Below are 15,623 nucleotides of genomic sequence, written 5' to 3' on the forward strand. Positions count from 1 at the left end.
TCAGCGGGGCTGACGAGACGTCAGTGGGACTGCTGGCGGATCCGGTTGGTCAGCTCGGTGACCTGGTTGTAGATGGCGCGACGCTCACCCATGAGCTCGCGGATCTTGCGGTCGGCGTGCATGACGGTCGTGTGGTCGCGACCGCCGAAGTGCTGGCCGATCTTGGGCAGGCTGAGGTCGGTCATCTCGCGGCAGAGGTACATCGCGATCTGGCGGGCCGTGACGAGCTGACGCGAGCGGCTCGAGCCGCACAGGTCCTCGAGCGTCACGGCGTAGTAGGCGGCCGTGACCGCCATGATCGTCGCGGCCGTCACCTGGTTGGGCGTCTCGTTGGGCAGCACGTCCTTGAGCACGATGACGGCGAGCGGCAGGTCGACGGCCTGACGGTTGAGGTTGCTGAACGCCGTGACGCGGATCAGGGCGCCCTCGAGCTCGCGGATGTTGGTGCTGAAGTTCGTCGCGATGTACTCGAGCACGTCGTCCGGCACCGACATCCGGTCCTGGATCGCCTTCTTGCGCAGGATCGCGATGCGGGTCTCGAGGTCGGGCGGCTGCACGTCGGTCAGCAGCCCCGACTCGAAGCGCGTGCGCATCCGGTCCTCGAAGCCCGACAGCTCGCGGGGCGGCAGGTCGCTGGTGATGACGATCTGCTTGTTCGCGTTGTGCAGGGTGTTGAAGGTGTGGAAGAACTCCTCCTGGGTCTGCAGCTTGCCCTGGAGGAACTGGATGTCGTCGATGAGCAGCACGTCGACGCTGCGGTAGCGGTTCTGGAACGCGCTCGCCTTGTCGTCACGGATGCTGTTGATGAAGTCGTTGGTGAACTCCTCGGAGTTCACGTAGCGCACGCGCACGTTGGGGAACATCGTCCGCGCGTAGTGCCCGATGGCGTGGAGCAGGTGCGTCTTGCCCAGCCCCGACTCGCCGTAGACGAAGAGCGGGTTGTATGCCTTGGCCGGGGCCTCCGCGACCGCGACCGCCGCCGCGTGGGCGAAGCGGTTGCTCGCGCCGATGACGAAGGTGTCGAAGGTGTACTTCGGGTTGAGCCGCGTGTCGCCGGGCGAGCTCGGCTCGACGCGCTGCTGCAGGCGCAGTGGCCCGCTCTCCCCGCCGCTCAGCGGGTCGGGGCCGAGCTCCATCCGCGTCTGACCGCCCGGGTATGCCGGCTGGTGCGGCTCGTCGAGGTCGGCGCCGTTGAGCGCTGGCGCGCTCTCGGCCAGGTCGCGCAGGGGGTTGTGGGCGTTCGACCCGTAGCCGCCCGAGCCGTTCTGGTGGCCACCCATGCCGCCTGACGGTCCGCCTCGGGAGCCACCGTGGACCGAGGCCTGACCGCTGGGCTCGTCACTGATCATCCCCAGGTCGGTCTCGAGGCTCTCGTCGACCGACACCGCGAGCTGGACGGGGTGCCCGAGCTGACTGGCTAGCGCGTTGTGGATCTGCTCGCGGACGCGCTGCTCGAGGAAGTCCTTGGTGAAGGTGTTGGGTGCCCGGACCAGCGCGGTCTGGTCGAGCACGCCGACGAGGCGGCAGAGTCGGACGAACGCGCGCTCCTGGTTCGACAGCCCCACCGAGTCGAGGGTGCCGAGCGTCTGCTGCCAGATCTGCGCGTAATCGACGCCTGTCTCGGCCACCGTGATCCCACCTGCCCCTGAGTCATGTCTGTCGCACCCTGTTGTGCTCCGGCTCGATCCGGACCGAGCGGGAGCCCGATGTGCCGGGTCGGACGTCCTGGACCCGTCCGCGTCCCGGTGAACGATGCCTTGTTGTCCACACGTTTGTCCACAGCCTGTGCATTTGGGGTGGCGAGGATCGTGAAGACGAAAACCTACAGGCGCCGGGGCACGAAAGACAATCGAGCCGTCCACAGATCTGCGCCCTCCGCGGCGTGTCGCCTTGCAATCGCCGAACGACCTCGGAAGATCGTCGGTTTGGTCCGCTCTCGCTCGGCGGCTCCGCCGGTTTGACCCTCGTTCCGCGGCTCCCGTATCGTTGACCGAGCGTGTCTGCGACCTCTTTCGCATGCCCGTGGCCCCGAACCCGGCCCAGCCGGACGAACTCGGTCCTCCACGGGCTTGCCGATTGCGGTCGCATCGGCCATCGCCAGCCCCAGAACGGGAGCCGGGCCGACGTCGTCGTGACGTCGGAGCGGACCCTGCAACCTACGGAGAACCTCGTGAGCAAGCGCACCTTCCAGCCGAACAACCGTCGCCGCGCCAAGACGCACGGCTTCCGCCTGCGCATGCGCACCCGCGCCGGCCGTGCCATCCTCGCCGGCCGCCGTCGCAAGGGCCGCGCCGAGCTCTCGGCCTGAGCCGCCGGAGGCCGCGGCGTGCTGCCGGCACGTCACCGACTGCGTGAGCGGACGGATTTCACGACGGCAGTACGCGGGCCCGGCGCCAGCAGAGCAGGCGGGCGACTCATCATCGTGCATGCCAACCGGACCGATGTGCGTGCGGATCATCCGCCGCGCGTCGGTTTTGTTGTGTCCAAGGCCGTCGGCAACGCCGTCGTGCGCAACCGGACGAAGCGTCGGTTGCGCGCCAGCGTCGCAGCGAGGTTGAGTGGCCTGCCCGCCGGGCTCGACGTCGTCGTGCGGGCCAACCCCGCCGCCGCCACCGCCAGCTGGGACGAGCTCGACCTGGCCGTGGCTCGCCAGCTCGACAAGGCGTGCCGACCATGAGCCCCACGGCCAACCGGGTGCTCGCGTCGCCGCTCCTGCTCGCGGTCCGGTTCTACCAGCGGTTCATCTCCCCGCTCTCCCCGCCCAGCTGCCGCTTCTACCCCAGCTGCTCGGCGTATGCCGTCACCGCGCTGACCCGCTTCGGACCGGTGCGCGGTGGCTGGCTCGCCATCCGAAGGATCGGTCGCTGCCACCCCTGGACCCCGGGCGGCGTCGACCCGGTCCCCCTGACGTGGGCCACCCGCAACGACGTGCGACCCGAGGACTACCGTGCCCCCGACCTGCCTGAGGCGCACGACCACACCACCTGAACATCCGGCATATCGTTGCCGATCAGCGGTGAGCGGCCCGCCGCCCGCCCTACGACAGAGGAATGACGTTGATCGAGTTCTTCAACACCGTGCTCTACCCGATCAAGCTCGGGGAAGCCTGGGTCATGTACGGCTGGCACGCGTTCTGGGAGACCCTCGGGCTCACCGGCGCCTGGTCCGGCTGGGCGTGGGCCCTGTCGATCGTCGGCCTCACGGTCGTCGTCCGTCTCCTGCTCATGCCGCTCTTCGTGCGCCAGATCCACTCCTCCCGCCGGATGCAGCTCATCCAGCCGGAGATGCAGAAGATCCAGAAGAAGTACAAGGGCAAGCGGGACCCGGAGTCCCAGAAGGCCCAGCAGGCGGAGATCATGGATCTCTACCGGCGCACCGGGACCAACCCGTTCAGCAGCTGCCTGCCGATCCTGATCCAGAGCCCCTTCTTCTTCGCGCTATTCCAGCTGCTCAACAACCTCAAGGGCATCGCCGAGGGCACGCAGCCGCCGATCGGCCCGATCACCCGGCAGGTCGCACAGACGATCGAGACCTCGACGATCCTCGGGGCCAAGCTGTCGGACTCGTTCGTCCACTCCACGACGCTCAACGTCAAGATCCTCAGCGCGGTGCTCATCGTCCTGATGTCGGCGACGACGTTCACGACGCAGTACCAGCTGATGCGCAAGAACATGCCGGCCTCCGCGCTCGACAACCCCTTCGCCAAGCAGCAGAAGGTCCTGCTCTACCTGATGCCGCTCTTCTTCGCGTTCTCCGGCATCAACTTCCCCATCGGTGTCCTGCTCTACTGGCTGACCACCAACCTCTGGACCATGGGCCAGCAGTTCTACGTCATCCGCAACATGCCGGCTCCCGGATCCGAGGCCGAGCGTGCCCGCCGTGAGCGCCTCAAGCGCAAGGGCAAGGACATGCAGGAGCTGACGGTGCCGGGCCTCGAGGGCTCCGAGACCGTCCCCGACGACGCGTCCAAGTCAGGCCAGCGCCAGCAGCCCAAGGGCAAAAAGCGCGCCAGGACCCAGCCGACCAAGAACCGCCGCTGAGGTTCGTCCACATACTTGTCCACACTGCCATGGGCCTCTGACCTGCGGAAACGCACGTTGTCCACAGATCTGCCCCGGTGAACGAAGGAGTTTTCATGAGCGACCCCCAGGCCACCGACGTCGAGACGCCCGCCGATCCAGCGGCGCCGCTGTCGACCCAGCAGGCCACCGAGTCCATTCCGGCCACCGTCGTGGCCGAGACGATCGAGCCAGGCGCCCCGATGGCAGACGAGGCAGGCTCCGAGCCGGCCGACAAGACCGACAAGACCGACAAGAAGTCACGGGTCCGCCAGCTGGAGCGTGAGGGCGAGGTGGCTGCGGACTTCCTCGAGACCCTTCTCGACATCGCCGACCTCGACGGGGACATCGACGTCGACGTGGACGGTGACCGGGCAGCCATCGCCATCGTCGACTCTGACGAGGGTCGCGTCCCGCGCCGGCTCGTGGGCACCGACGGCAAGGTGCTCGAGGCCCTCCAGGAGCTGACGCGACTTGCCGTCCAGGCCCAGACCGGCGAACGCAGCCGGCTCATGCTCGACGTCGCCGGGTACCGGGCCGAGCGTCGCTCCGCGCTGGTCGAGCTCGCCCAGACCGCGATCGCCGAGGTCAAGGACTCCGCCACGAAGCGCTCGCTGGACCCGATGACCGCCTTCGAGCGCAAGGTCGTGCATGACGAGGTTGCTGCTGCCGGTCTCGTCTCCGAGTCAGAGGGTGCGGAGCCGCAGCGTCACGTCGTCATTTTGCCCGAATGAGAGGTGCCGTTTCACGTGAAACGGCTCCCCATCGCAGGCACCATCGCCAGACGCACGACCCTAGGAGTGAGAGCCCGTGACCCACGGTGCGCTCGGCGCTGCCGACCCGCCGGCGACCCCATCTGCTGCGGCAGAGGTCTTCGGCGACCGGCTCGAGCTCGCGGAGCACTTCGTGACGATCCTGGCCGACACGGGGATCAGTCACGGCTTGATCGGTCCGCGCGAGACTCCGCGCCTGTGGGACCGCCACGTTCTCAACTGCGCGGTGGTCCAGGAGGCGATTCCCCGTAGTGAGGGGAGGCAGCAGGTCATCGACGTCGGGTCCGGCGCCGGCCTGCCGGGACTTGCCCTCGCCATCGCCCGTCCGGACCTCGACCTCCACCTCGTGGAGCCGCTGGCTCGACGCACCGGCTGGCTCACCGGGACGGTCGCGCAGCTCGGCCTGACCAACGTCACGGTCCACACGGCGCGTGCCGAAGCACTCTGGGACCGGCTCCACGCCCCCTGGGTCACGGCCCGTGCGGTGTCCCGCATCGTCCAGCTCGCCGAGTGGACCCTGCCCCTCCTCGACGCCGGCGGCAGCCTCCTCGCCCTGAAGGGAAGCCGCGCCGCAGAGGAGCTGTCCGAGAGCCGAACCGCGCTGACCCGTCTCGGCGTCGTGGACGCCGGGGTGCACGAGTACGGCGCCGCGGTGCTGGGTGAGCCGACGATCGTGCTCCGATGCACGATCGGCGACGTCGTGGACCGTCGGCGATTCCGCTCGCGCCAGCCCTCGAGCGCTGGATCTGCCCGCCGACGGGCCGATCGCCCACGGGCTGCGCGACGCTCCGGCCCGGCAGTCGGCGACAAGCCGCGCGATCAGCGATGATCGTGTCCAGACCATGACGACGGGCGCTGCGTGCGGATCACTCCGCCGGACGACCCTCAACCCCGGAGGTGCTCTCCCCGTGACGATGTCGACCAATCTGGGCTGGCCGAGCGAACCAGATCCAGAACCGGAGCACCGACGTCTGGGGTGGCTTGCCCGCATGCTGAGTGTTTCACGTGAAACCGACGAGGTGCCCGTCGAAGACGTCGTGGCCGCTGGGGCGGCTGCTGGTGCAGTCGTCACCGACGACCGTGACGGCGAGGTCGCCCACGTGGGTGACGCCACTTCGACAGGCGACGCGCAAGGTGACGTCATCGCGCTGGAGACGCCTGCGGGCAGCGCGATGCCAGACGACCACGCCTCGCCATCCACCGCTGTGGACAACGCGGTGGACGAAGTCCCGACAACACCCGCCTTTGAACGGGAAATCCCCGCATCTGAGGCTGGGGACAAGCCTGTGGACGACCATGGTCCCGGCGCCCAGATGAAGGACGACCGTGCCGACCGGGAGGCGCTGGCAGCTGCCATCCCGACTCCCGGCACGGACACGCCCCTGGGCCGGGAGCTCGCCGACAACACCCGACGACGCATCCAGCTGACGGGTCGCCAGTTCCCCAAGCCGGTCTCCCCGCGCGTCCTGACGGTCGCCAACCAGAAGGGGGGTGTCGGCAAGACCACCACCACGGTCAATGTGGCCGCGGCGCTGGCTCAGTCCGGACTCAGGGCGCTCGTCATCGACCTCGATCCCCAGGGCAACGCCAGCACGGCACTGGGCATCGACCATCACGCCGAAGTGCCGTCCATCTATGACGTGCTCGTCGACAGCGCGCCGTTGCTCGACGTGGTTCAGCCGTGCAGCACGGTCGAGAACCTGTTCTGTGCCCCGGCCACCATCGACCTGGCCGGCGCGGAGATCGAGCTCGTGTCTCTCGTCGCCCGGGAGTCACGACTGCAGAAGGCGATCGCAGCCGCGGGCGAAGGCGGAGGTCACGAGTTCGACTACATCCTCATCGACTGCCCGCCCAGCCTTGGCCTGCTCACCGTCAACGCGATGGTCGCTGCGAGCGAGGTCTTCATCCCCATCCAGTGCGAGTACTACGCGCTCGAAGGCCTCTCGCAGCTGCTCAAGAACATCGACCTCATCAAGCGCCACCTCAACCCGACGCTGCACGTGTCGACGATCCTGCTCACGATGTACGACGGGCGCACCCGCCTCTCCGCGCAGGTCGCCGACGAGGTGCGTGAGCACTTCCCCCAAGAGGTGCTTCGGACGACGGTGCCCCGCTCGGTTCGTGTCTCGGAGGCACCGAGCTTCGGCGAGACCGTCATGACCTACGACCCGGCAAGCAGTGGTGCCCTCGCCTATCTCGAGGCTGCAGGCGAACTGGCCGACCGTGGGGCAGCCGGACCGACGTGACCGGCCACGAGCCATCGATCTCGACCACAGGGTCGTCACCGTCACGGTGGCGGCCCTGTTTCACGTGAAACTGTCCCCGGCGTGTTTCACGTGAAACACGCCGCTCAGTGGACGTCACACCATCCTGCGCGGTCCCGTTTCACGTGAAACCGACGATCGTGTCGGTCCATTCGGCGAGGAACGCGAATGGATGCCGGCCCCGGGTACCCGAAGGTGCACCGCTGTGCACCTAGACTGGGCCCCCGGATGCGATGGCCGCGTCCGAGACGGTGGAGGGTAGTTGCATGGCGGAGAAGCGACGCGCACTGGGTCGAGGTCTCGGAGCACTCATCCCGAGCACACCCAGCGGAGGCGCCGGACGTCCGGTTGACGTCTTCTTCGCCGAGCAGAAGCAGCCAGAGCCGGCTGCGGCCGAGTTGACGCGCGACAGCGCGCCCGTCGGGGCCGAGCCATCCGTGTCGACGAGCGACCCCGCCCACGATTCGACGGGTGGTGCCGAGACGCCGAGCGATATCTCGGGCGACACGTCGTCACAGGCGTCGGGCGCTGATGCCAGGACCGCCGCCGACGACACGGCCGCCGACAACGGACTCGCCGTCGTGCCCGGCGCAGAGTTCGCCGAGCTCGACATCGACTCGATCCGGCCCAACCCCAAGCAGCCCCGCACGGTCTTCGACGAGGACCACATGGCCGAGCTCGTGCATTCGATCCGCGAGATCGGCGTGCTCCAGCCCATCGTCGTGCGGCGCATCCCCACCGACCAGCTCGATGAGGCGCAGGGGCGAACCTTCGAGCTGATCATGGGTGAGCGTCGCTGGCGCGCCTCACAGGCGGCCGGACTCGCTTCCATCCCGGCGATCATCAAGGAGACGAGCGACGACGACCTGCTGCGCGACGCGCTGCTCGAGAACCTGCACCGCAGCCAGCTCAACCCGCTGGAGGAGGCCGCGGCCTACCAGCAGCTGCTCGACGACTTCGGGTGCTCCCACGAGCAGCTGGCCACCCGGATCGGCCGCTCGCGACCGCAGATCTCCAACACGCTGCGCCTGCTCAAGCTGCCGCCTCTCGTGCAACGCCGTGTTGCCGCAGGCGTGTTGAGCGCCGGACACGCCCGCGCCCTGCTCGGAATGGCCGATGGCGCTGCGATGGAGCGCATGGCCCAACGCATCGTCGCCGAGGGGCTGTCAGTGCGCAACGTCGAGGAGCTCGTCTCCCTCGGTGAGGGCAACGACGCCCCGAAGGCGCGTCGGCCTCGCCAGGGCGGCCGCCACCCGCAGCTCGACGACCTCACCACCGACCTCTCCGACCACCTCGAGACGCGCGTCGCTATCGCCCTAGGCCAGCGCAAGGGCAAGATCACGGTCGAGTTCGCCTCGGTCGAGGACCTGCGCCGCATCCTGGGCCTGATGGGCGTCCCTGCTTCTGCTGGCGCGGAGGCGCTGCGCACGTTCGGCTGACCAACGCCTGACCGCAGGACGCAGCACGGAGAGGACGGCACGTGCCCGAAGGCCACACGATCCATGCGCTGGCGGACCGCTTGGGACGCGCGTTCGGTGGCCATGAGGTGGAGGCGACGAGCCCGCAGGGTCGTTTCGCTGCCGATGCCGGCCGTTTGAACGGTCGGATCTTCGAGCGGGCGCAGGCGTGGGGCAAGCACTTCTTCGTGGAGATCGGCGACACCACCCTGCACGTACACCTCGGCCTCATCGGGATGTTTCCCGTGAAACATCTCGTCGCGGGCAGCCCCTCACCCCCGGTCGGAGCCGTGCGGCTGCGCCTCGTGGGTCCGGAACACTTCGCGGACCTGCGTGGACCGATGATCTGCTCCCTGGTCGATCGCGCGCGGCAGCGTGAGATCGTCGCCACGCTCGGTCCCGACCCGCTGCGACGTGGGCAGCGCCCCGATGGCGGCTGGGACCGGGTCCATCGGAGTCGGCGGACGGTGGCCGAGCTGCTCATGGACCAGTCTGTCGTGGCGGGTGTCGGGAACGTCTACCGCTGCGAGGTGCTGCACCGCCTGGCCGTGGACCCGCTCACCCGGGGCGTCGACGTGTCTGCGGACGTCTGGCAGGAGATCTGGGACGACCTCGTCCTCCTCATGCCGCTCGGGCGCACCTTCTCGCAGATCATCACGATGCCCGACCAGGTCGACGAGGCGGGGCGAGTGATGCGGTCCGGTCGGGGCCGCGCGATTTCCCGACGACTGACCGGCGAACGGCTCGGCGACACGTTCGACCGACGGTTTCTCGTCTACAAGCGCACCGGTCAACCGTGTCCACGGTGCTCAAAACCCTTGCAGGAGAAGGAGATTGCCGGTCGGAGACTCTTCTGGTGTCCCAACTGCCAGGTGAGGCACTGAGGTTCGCGGGCGGGGCGTGCGGGCTCACCAACCCCTGCTCACCAACCCCTGCTCACCAACCCCTGCTCACCAACGAACGAAGGGCGCACGGGACAGCACCGGCATCTCGACGTAGTCGCGACACCCGAGGAGCGGCAGCAACAGCCGTGGCGGCTGGGGCATCCGGGCACGGCCCTCGGCCTCGGGCACGGACGCAGGCGCCCCGAGCGCGAGCAGCTCGTCGCGCAGGCGCATCCGGCCCCCGCCGGCGGCGCGCAGGTTGGCCAGCCAGTCGACGCCGCTCCCGTACGTCAGGGCGATCGTCACGACGTCGCCGCGGTCGAAGGCCATGATCGGGATCCGGAACGTGCGACCCGATCGGCGGCCGACGTGCTCGAGCTCGACGAACCAGCCGTGGCCGGCAAGGTGCACGAGGACCTGGTTGAGGTACTTCTTGTTGAAGCGGGTGACGGCATGGGGAATGGGCATGGAGACCTCCGGTCCCACCCTCGCACCTCGTGCCACTCATCGCACGACGGGACTGGTGACTGCGCCTAGGGTGGCGGCATGGCCCTCACCGCATCACGGCCGGCGCCGACGCATGTCATCGCGCACCTCTCCGACCCCCATCTCATCGCGCGCGGAGGCCTGCTCGCGGGCCGGATCGACACCGAGCACCAGCTGCGGCAGGCCCTGGCCCGGGTCGAGGCGTCGCAGGAGCGGGTCGACGCCCTCGTCATCTCGGGGGACCTCGCGGACAGCGGCGATCCGGAGGCCTACGGCCTGCTGCGGACCATCGTCGATCCGGTCGTCGAACGGCTCGGCTGCGCGCTCGTGCTCACCGGGGGCAACCATGACGAGCGCAGACCGATGGCCAGGACGCTCTTCGGCGTCGACACCGACGCGCCGCACGACACCGTGACGGACGTCCACGGGCTCCGCATCATCGCGATCGACACGGCTGTGCCGGGCTATCACCACGGCGGACTCTCGGACGACCAATATGCTTGGCTCACAAAGGAACTCGCGGATCGAGCGGAGCACGGCACGGTCCTCGTCATGCACCACGCACCCATCACCTACCGGTCGCCAGTGATGCAGCTGCTCGACTTCGACGACGTCCATCGGCTCCGCGCCGTGTTGGAGGGGACGGACGTTCGCGCTGTCCTCAGCGGCCACCTCCATGTCACGAGCTTCGGCACGCTCGGACGGGTGCCCGTCTTCGTCGCGGGTGGGGTCAGCTACGTCGACGACGTGGGCGCCCCCCGCGAGCTGCTCATGGGCGTCGACGGTCCGCAGTCCTGGAACCTCGTCGAGGTGCACACGGACCAGGTCGTCGGCACCGTCGTGCCGATCGAGCAGCACCAGACCTGGCCGGCACTCACGGAGGCGGTCATGGCCTTCATGGAGACCGTGCCGGAGGAGGACCGTCGTGAGGTCTTCTCACGCAAACGGACGTGAGTGGGTCAGACTTTCGACGTCCGACGTGTCGAGATGCTCCGGTCTCGATCGACGCAGGGATGAGGGCCTCGAAAGTGGGCCACCTACACCGAGGAGTCAGAGATGAGCGAGATCGAGAAGGCCACGTCGGCAGACGGCACCACCATCGCCTACGAGGCCTACGGGTCGGGGCCCGTCGCGGTTGTCGTCGGGGGTGCGTTCTGTGACCGTGGGTCCTTCCGCGACCTGGCACAGGCGCTGGGGGAGCTGGGTCTGACCGGGGTGACGTACGACCGTCGGGGCCGAGGTGACAGCGGTGACACCCAGCCCTACACGGTCAGCCGTGAGATCGAGGACCTCACGGCCGTCATCGAGGCTGCTGGCGAAACGGCCTCTCCTGCTTACGCTTTCGGCATTTCCTCCGGCGGCGCTCTCGTCGTCGAGGCCGTTGCCGCCGGCGCTCCCGTCACGAAGGCGTCGGCGATCGAGGTGCCCTATCGCACCGAGGCGTGGCCACCCGCCCCCGACGACTACATCGGCACGCTCGAGCGCTTCGAGGCAGCCGGTGACCGGGAGGGCATCCTGCGCTACTTCAACAACGTCGTCGTCGGGATGCCCGTCGAGATGGTCGAGGGCATGAAGGGCACGCCGACGTGGGAGCCGATGCTCGCGATGACCTACACCGTCAAGTACGACGGCCTCTGTCTCGGCGGCGACGACCAGGGCCTGCCCGCCGAGACGCTGCGCCGCGTCACCGTGCCCTTCCTCGCGGTCTGCAGCAGCGGCACGGCCATGCCGTGGTTGCACGACTCGGCCGGTGTGCTCGCGGACGCCCTGCCGAACGGTCGCGCAGTCGAGCTCCCGGGCGAGTTCCACCATGTGCCGGCCCCGGTGCTGGCCCCTGCTCTCGCGGAGTTCTATCTCTCCTGACGCCGCCCGTCCGGTGGGTTCGCTTGCAGGACAAAGGAACCCACCGGAATACGGCCCGCTGGCTCAGTCTGCCAGCAGGCTGAGCACCGGGTTGTGCGCGGCTGGCACGACCTCGCGCGGCGGCCCCGGGGGAGTGCCGTCACCGAAGGGAGAGCCGCCGAGCTCCTCGCGTCCGTGCGGCGTGGCCCAGTTCTCGAGGGCGGGCCCGAGAGGCACGACGCCCGTCGGGTTCACGTCGGTGTGCACGACGTAGTAGTGCCGCTTGATGTGGACGAAGTCGACCGTGTCGCCGAACCCGGGCGTCTGGAAGAGGTCGCGCGCATAGGCCCACAGCGCCGGCATCTCGATGAGCTTGCTGCGGTTGCACTTGAAGTGGCCGTGGTAGACGGGGTCGAAGCGCACGAGCGTCGTGAAGAGGCGCACGTCGGCCTCGGTGATGTGGTCGCCGACGAGGTAGCGGCGCGTCGTCAGGCGCTCCTCGAGCAGGTCGAGGTTCTCCCACAGCCGGCGGTACGCCTTGTCGTAGGCCTCCTGGGTGCCGGCAAAGCCGCAGCGGTAGACGCCGTTGTTGACGTAGCGGTAGATCGGCTCGCTCACCGCCTCGATCTCGTCGGCGAGGGCGTCGGGATAGAGGTCCGGAGCGCCGTCGCGGTGGAGCTCGCGCCACTGCGTCTCGAGGTCGACGGTGATCTGCTTGAAGTCGTTCGTCACGACGGCCCCCGTCGGCACGTCGACGATCGCCGGGACGGTGATGCCGCGGGGGTAGTCGGGGTCGCGCTTGAAGTACGCGTCCTGGATGCGCGGGATCTGCAGCACCGGGTCGAGGCCGCCTGGGTCGAGGTCGAAGGTCCAGCTCCGCTTGTCGTGCGTCGGGCCGCAGATGCCCATCGAGAGGGCGTCCTCGAGCCCGAGCAGGCGCCGCACGATGATGGCACGGTTGGCCCACGGGCAGGCGCGCGCGACGACGAGGCGGTAGCGCCCCGCCTCGACGGGGAAGCCGTCGCGCCCGTCGGTCGTGATCCGGGTGGTGATGTAGTTCGTGTCGCGCTTGAAGTTCTTCTCGACGTAGGTGCCCGGCTCGCTCATGCGCCCACCCTAATTCGGTATGCCGCGTGGCCGCGGGAGCGCGGTCCCGCACCGGCCGTGACACGGCCGCCCCGTGGTCATGGTGCGGCTGGCGGCGAGCAGGCCAGAATGGGGTCATGAGGGCAGTGAGGAGACACGATGCGTGAGCTCCTGCCCCTGACCCCCGACCGCGTCGCCGACCTCGTCGGCGCGTGCGCTCCCTGCACGTTCTGGCAGACGGTGCCGCGCAACGGGCACGCCGACCCGCGCGAGCCGGGGGAGCTGCTCCTGGACTGGGTCGAGACGGTCATGGCGGACTGGGGTCCCCCTGGGCGCGTCGCCTACGTCGACGGCGAGCCGGCGGGCCATGTGCTCATTGCGCCGGCGCGACACGTGCCCCGGTTGGCGGCCTTCGCGACCGCGCCGTCCGACCCGTCGACGCTCATGCTCCTCACGGCGATGACCCTGCCGGGCCAGGCCGACCGTGGCCTGCGCAAGGCACTCGTCCAGACGGCGGCCAAGGACGCCCTGCACCACCGGTCCCGGTCGCTCGAGGCCGTGGCCGCGCGTCCGCTCGCCGTCTCGAGACACGCCTGCGTGCTCGATGCGCCCTTCCTCGAGAAGGTCGGTTTCCGTGTCGAACGCGACCACCCGGCATACCCACGGCTCCGGATGGAGCTGCGCACGGTGGTGACGCTGCGCGACGAGGCGGCGGCGGCGCTGGCACGGGCGCTGGCGCGCGTACCGGGGATGCGGCCGGTGCCGGAGACCCACCCCAACGGCTCCAGCCACGCTCACGTCACCCATCCGGACTGACCGGGCGCCCGAGCCAGCAGGTCCCGGGACGACGCCGGGGAGACGCTCTGCGCTGCGTCAGCCCACCGAGCTGTCGGCGGACACCTGCTGCGCGCGCATGGTCTCGAGGTGGCGGCGTAGGTCGTCGAGGCGCAGCACGCCGGTGCGCGAGGTGTCGGCGTCACCGAGGTAGACGCGCTGCAGTGCCACGACGACGGCCTCGGCGACGTGGTCGAGGATCTGGGCGTCGGCCAGGGACTCGGCGTCCCCCTCATGGCTGAGGTAGCCGAAGTCGAGGCGCACCGCCGGCATGCGGGTGCGACGCAGCAGTGGCCAGGTCCGGGCGTGTGAGCGACAGTCGGTCAGACCGGTGCGGGCCACGACCTCACGCAGGAGCAGGTCGGCGAAGCTCTCGCCGATGACCGACCAGTCGGCGTGGGCGGGATTGTCGGGATGGCCGTAGAAGTACGTCGACGCCCCGTGGGCCGAGCCGGACGCGGTGTGGTCGGTGTGCAGCGAGAGGACGAGGTCTGCGTCGCACGCGTTCGCGAAGGCCGCACGCTCCTCGTCGGTGCCTCCGTCGGTCGCCTCCGTGCGGGTGAAGACGACGCTGACGCCGTGGGCCGACAGGCGCCCCTCGATGCGGCGCGCGAGGTCCAGGGCGAGGTGCGCCTCGACGAGCCCGCGGTGACCGTGGGCACCGGAGTCGCCGCCGCCGTGCCCGGGGTCGAGGACGATGGTGCGCCCGCTCAGGCTGTAGCCGCCGCGCCGGATGTGCTCCCGCTCGCGCAGGGCGTTCGCTGACCCGCCGCTGACCGAGCGGCGCAGGCCCGCAAAGGCGCGCATCGTCTCCGGACCGACCGTGCCGTCGGGCACCAGGCCCACCGCGGCCTGGAAGGCCCGCAGGGCCGAGTCGGTGCTCGGTCCGTGGAGACCGTCGACCTTGCCGGGGGTGAAACCGAGCTCGGCGAGGCGGGCCTGCAGGGTCACGACGTCGTCGCCCTCGATGAAGTGCTCGGGCAGGTAACGCAGCACGCGGTCACCGAGGGCCCAGCGCGCACCGTCGAGGACGGCATACGTGGACCGTCCGACGACGCCGTCGACGATGAGCCCGCGACGCTGCTGGAAGGACTTGACCGCCTGCTCGACCCGCTCGTCGTAGACGGGGTCGCCGACATGGTCACCGTGTCCTGGGCCGCCGGTGAGGTCGCCGGAGAGGATGAGCCGCTCGCACACGGCGGCCACGGCGGGGCCGGAATCGCCGCGCCGGAGCACGACTGACTGCTGGGGGGTCATCTGGCTCCTTCCTCGGAGGGCTCCGAACGGGTCGCGGGGGGCTGTGCGTCGGTCGGGTGTGGTCGGGCGCCGTCTGCAGCGTAGTACGCCGAAGGGGTGGCACCGTGACGGTGGACCACCCCAACGCGTGACCTGCTGGTCAGCCGATGAACTCCTCGAGCTCACGGAGCAGCTTGGGCTTCGGGTGCGCGCCGACGATGGTCTTGACGACCTCGCCCTTGACGTAGACGTTGAGCGTGGGGATCGAGACGACGCCGTAGCGGGCGGCGGTGTCGACGTTGGCGTCGGTGTCGAGCTTGACGACCTCGATCTTGTCGCCGTACTGCTCGTTGATCTCCTCGAGGATCGGGGCGACCTTGCGGCACGGGCCGCACCACGTCGCCCAGAAGTCGACGAGCACGGGCTTGTCGCTCATGAGGACGTCGTCGGCGAAGGTGGCGTCGGTCGTGTTCTTCAGTGCCATGGAGATTCCTTCTCGGTGTGCGGCGGGGCTGGGTCGGGCGGGCTGGTGGTTGGGGTCGAGGCTAGGCGTCGGCGCCGACGGTGGCGCGGGGGTCGGGGATCGCGCCGGAGTCGGTCTCGTCGATGAGGGCGGCCTCGGCAGCGGCCTCGGCGGGGGTGGCGGTGTCCTCGAGGGCGGCGAGGTAGTGCTCGGCGTCGAGGGCGGCGGCGCAGCCGGAGC

At 69.4% G+C, this 15,623-nt stretch carries 17 protein-coding genes; 12 read left to right on the forward strand and 5 right to left on the reverse strand.

All coding sequences use genetic code 11. From position 1 onward, the window contains the following. Nucleotides 1-20: 20 nt before the first annotated feature. A complete protein-coding gene (dnaA, locus tag AC1DIW_RS07385; RefSeq protein ID WP_442281005.1) occupies nt 21-1,628 on the reverse strand; it encodes a chromosomal replication initiator protein DnaA in 1,608 nt (535 codons plus the stop codon). Between the two features lie 542 nt (nt 1,629-2,170). On the opposite strand from dnaA, the gene rpmH reads away from it, so the two are divergent. From rpmH to AC1DIW_RS07430, 9 genes are all read left to right on the forward strand, one after another. Beyond that, entirely contained in the window at nt 2,171-2,308 is a 138-nt protein-coding gene (rpmH, locus tag AC1DIW_RS07390) for a 50S ribosomal protein L34 (protein WP_028051105.1), read from the forward strand. A gap of 18 nt (nt 2,309-2,326) precedes the next feature. Further along, a complete protein-coding gene (rnpA, locus tag AC1DIW_RS07395) occupies nt 2,327-2,677 on the forward strand; it encodes a ribonuclease P protein component (protein ID WP_478107057.1) in 351 nt (116 codons plus the stop codon). Further along, nucleotides 2,674-2,988: a membrane protein insertion efficiency factor YidD gene (gene yidD, locus AC1DIW_RS07400; RefSeq protein ID WP_442281003.1), complete on the forward strand. Its 315-nt coding sequence runs from the start codon at nt 2,674-2,676 to the stop codon at nt 2,986-2,988. Before rnpA ends, yidD begins: the two co-directional genes overlap by 4 nt. Nucleotides 2,989-3,056: 68 nt before the next feature. Continuing rightward, nucleotides 3,057-4,040 (forward strand): membrane protein insertase YidC, encoded by a 984-nt coding sequence (yidC, locus tag AC1DIW_RS07405; protein WP_442281033.1) that lies wholly within the window; start codon nt 3,057-3,059, stop codon nt 4,038-4,040. 95 nt (nt 4,041-4,135) lie between these two features. Next, nucleotides 4,136-4,792, forward strand: coding sequence for a Jag family protein (locus tag AC1DIW_RS07410; RefSeq protein ID WP_478107058.1), 657 nt, complete (start codon nt 4,136-4,138; stop codon nt 4,790-4,792). Nucleotides 4,793-4,868: 76 nt separating this feature from the next. Next, entirely contained in the window at nt 4,869-5,660 is a 792-nt protein-coding gene (gene rsmG, locus AC1DIW_RS07415; RefSeq protein WP_478107059.1) for a 16S rRNA (guanine(527)-N(7))-methyltransferase RsmG, read from the forward strand. Between the two features lie 457 nt (nt 5,661-6,117). Beyond that, nucleotides 6,118-7,077, forward strand: coding sequence for a ParA family protein (locus AC1DIW_RS07420; RefSeq protein WP_478107060.1), 960 nt, complete (start codon nt 6,118-6,120; stop codon nt 7,075-7,077). 284 nt (nt 7,078-7,361) lie between these two features. Then, complete coding sequence (locus AC1DIW_RS07425) at nt 7,362-8,534, forward strand: ParB/RepB/Spo0J family partition protein (protein ID WP_478107061.1); 1,173 nt, start codon at nt 7,362-7,364, stop codon at nt 8,532-8,534. Between the two features lie 41 nt (nt 8,535-8,575). Beyond that, nucleotides 8,576-9,436, forward strand: a complete 861-nt coding sequence (locus AC1DIW_RS07430) for an Fpg/Nei family DNA glycosylase (protein ID WP_478107062.1) — start codon at nt 8,576-8,578, stop codon at nt 9,434-9,436. A gap of 66 nt (nt 9,437-9,502) precedes the next feature. Here the strand turns inward: AC1DIW_RS07430 and AC1DIW_RS07435 are convergent, their stop codons facing one another. Beyond that, nucleotides 9,503-9,904: a PNPOx family protein gene (locus AC1DIW_RS07435; RefSeq protein WP_478107063.1), complete on the reverse strand. Its 402-nt coding sequence runs from the start codon at nt 9,902-9,904 to the stop codon at nt 9,503-9,505. A gap of 78 nt (nt 9,905-9,982) precedes the next feature. Between AC1DIW_RS07435 and AC1DIW_RS07440 the strand changes: the two genes are divergently transcribed. Together AC1DIW_RS07440 and AC1DIW_RS07445 are read left to right on the forward strand one after the other, a co-directional pair. Further along, the gene (locus AC1DIW_RS07440; protein ID WP_478107064.1) at nt 9,983-10,876 is read left to right on the forward strand and encodes a metallophosphoesterase; all 894 of its coding nucleotides are present in this window, start codon (nt 9,983-9,985) and stop codon (nt 10,874-10,876) included. A gap of 102 nt (nt 10,877-10,978) precedes the next feature. Beyond that, nucleotides 10,979-11,785 carry an alpha/beta fold hydrolase gene (locus AC1DIW_RS07445; RefSeq protein WP_478107065.1) on the forward strand — a complete coding sequence of 269 codons (807 nt, stop codon included), beginning with the start codon at nt 10,979-10,981 and terminating at the stop codon, nt 11,783-11,785. 63 nt (nt 11,786-11,848) lie between these two features. Here the strand turns inward: AC1DIW_RS07445 and AC1DIW_RS07450 are convergent, their stop codons facing one another. Continuing rightward, nucleotides 11,849-12,871 carry a glutathione S-transferase family protein gene (locus tag AC1DIW_RS07450; protein ID WP_478107066.1) on the reverse strand — a complete coding sequence of 341 codons (1,023 nt, stop codon included), beginning with the start codon at nt 12,869-12,871 and terminating at the stop codon, nt 11,849-11,851. A gap of 138 nt (nt 12,872-13,009) precedes the next feature. Between AC1DIW_RS07450 and AC1DIW_RS07455 the strand changes: the two genes are divergently transcribed. Then, nucleotides 13,010-13,666: a GNAT family N-acetyltransferase gene (locus AC1DIW_RS07455; RefSeq protein WP_478107067.1), complete on the forward strand. Its 657-nt coding sequence runs from the start codon at nt 13,010-13,012 to the stop codon at nt 13,664-13,666. Nucleotides 13,667-13,723: 57 nt separating this feature from the next. Here the strand turns inward: AC1DIW_RS07455 and AC1DIW_RS07460 are convergent, their stop codons facing one another. Next, complete coding sequence (locus AC1DIW_RS07460; RefSeq protein ID WP_478107068.1) at nt 13,724-14,941, reverse strand: N-acetylmuramoyl-L-alanine amidase; 1,218 nt, start codon at nt 14,939-14,941, stop codon at nt 13,724-13,726. 139 nt (nt 14,942-15,080) lie between these two features. Then, a complete protein-coding gene (gene trxA, locus AC1DIW_RS07465) occupies nt 15,081-15,404 on the reverse strand; it encodes a thioredoxin (protein ID WP_081920461.1) in 324 nt (107 codons plus the stop codon). Nucleotides 15,405-15,623: the final 219 nt, after the last annotated feature.

It is taken from the genome of Terrabacter sp. 01T434, assembly GCF_056398545.1.

Bases quoted from the DNA above. Each gene is read 5' to 3' on its own strand.
- yidD (WP_442281003.1), top strand. From the start codon at position 2,674: ATGAGCCCCACGGCCAACCGGGTGCTCGCGTCGCCGCTCCTGCTCGCG.
- AC1DIW_RS07410 (WP_478107058.1), top strand. From the start codon at position 4,136: ATGAGCGACCCCCAGGCCACCGACGTCGAGACGCCCGCCGATCCAGCG.
- AC1DIW_RS07425 (WP_478107061.1), top strand. From the start codon at position 7,362: ATGGCGGAGAAGCGACGCGCACTGGGTCGAGGTCTCGGAGCACTCATC.
- AC1DIW_RS07435 (WP_478107063.1), bottom strand. From the start codon at position 9,904: ATGCCCATTCCCCATGCCGTCACCCGCTTCAACAAGAAGTACCTCAAC.
- AC1DIW_RS07440 (WP_478107064.1), top strand. From the start codon at position 9,983: ATGGCCCTCACCGCATCACGGCCGGCGCCGACGCATGTCATCGCGCAC.
- AC1DIW_RS07445 (WP_478107065.1), top strand. From the start codon at position 10,979: ATGAGCGAGATCGAGAAGGCCACGTCGGCAGACGGCACCACCATCGCC.
- AC1DIW_RS07450 (WP_478107066.1), bottom strand. From the start codon at position 12,871: ATGAGCGAGCCGGGCACCTACGTCGAGAAGAACTTCAAGCGCGACACG.
- AC1DIW_RS07455 (WP_478107067.1), top strand. From the start codon at position 13,010: ATGCGTGAGCTCCTGCCCCTGACCCCCGACCGCGTCGCCGACCTCGTC.
- AC1DIW_RS07460 (WP_478107068.1), bottom strand. From the start codon at position 14,941: ATGACCCCCCAGCAGTCAGTCGTGCTCCGGCGCGGCGATTCCGGCCCC.
- trxA (WP_081920461.1), bottom strand. From the start codon at position 15,404: ATGGCACTGAAGAACACGACCGACGCCACCTTCGCCGACGACGTCCTC.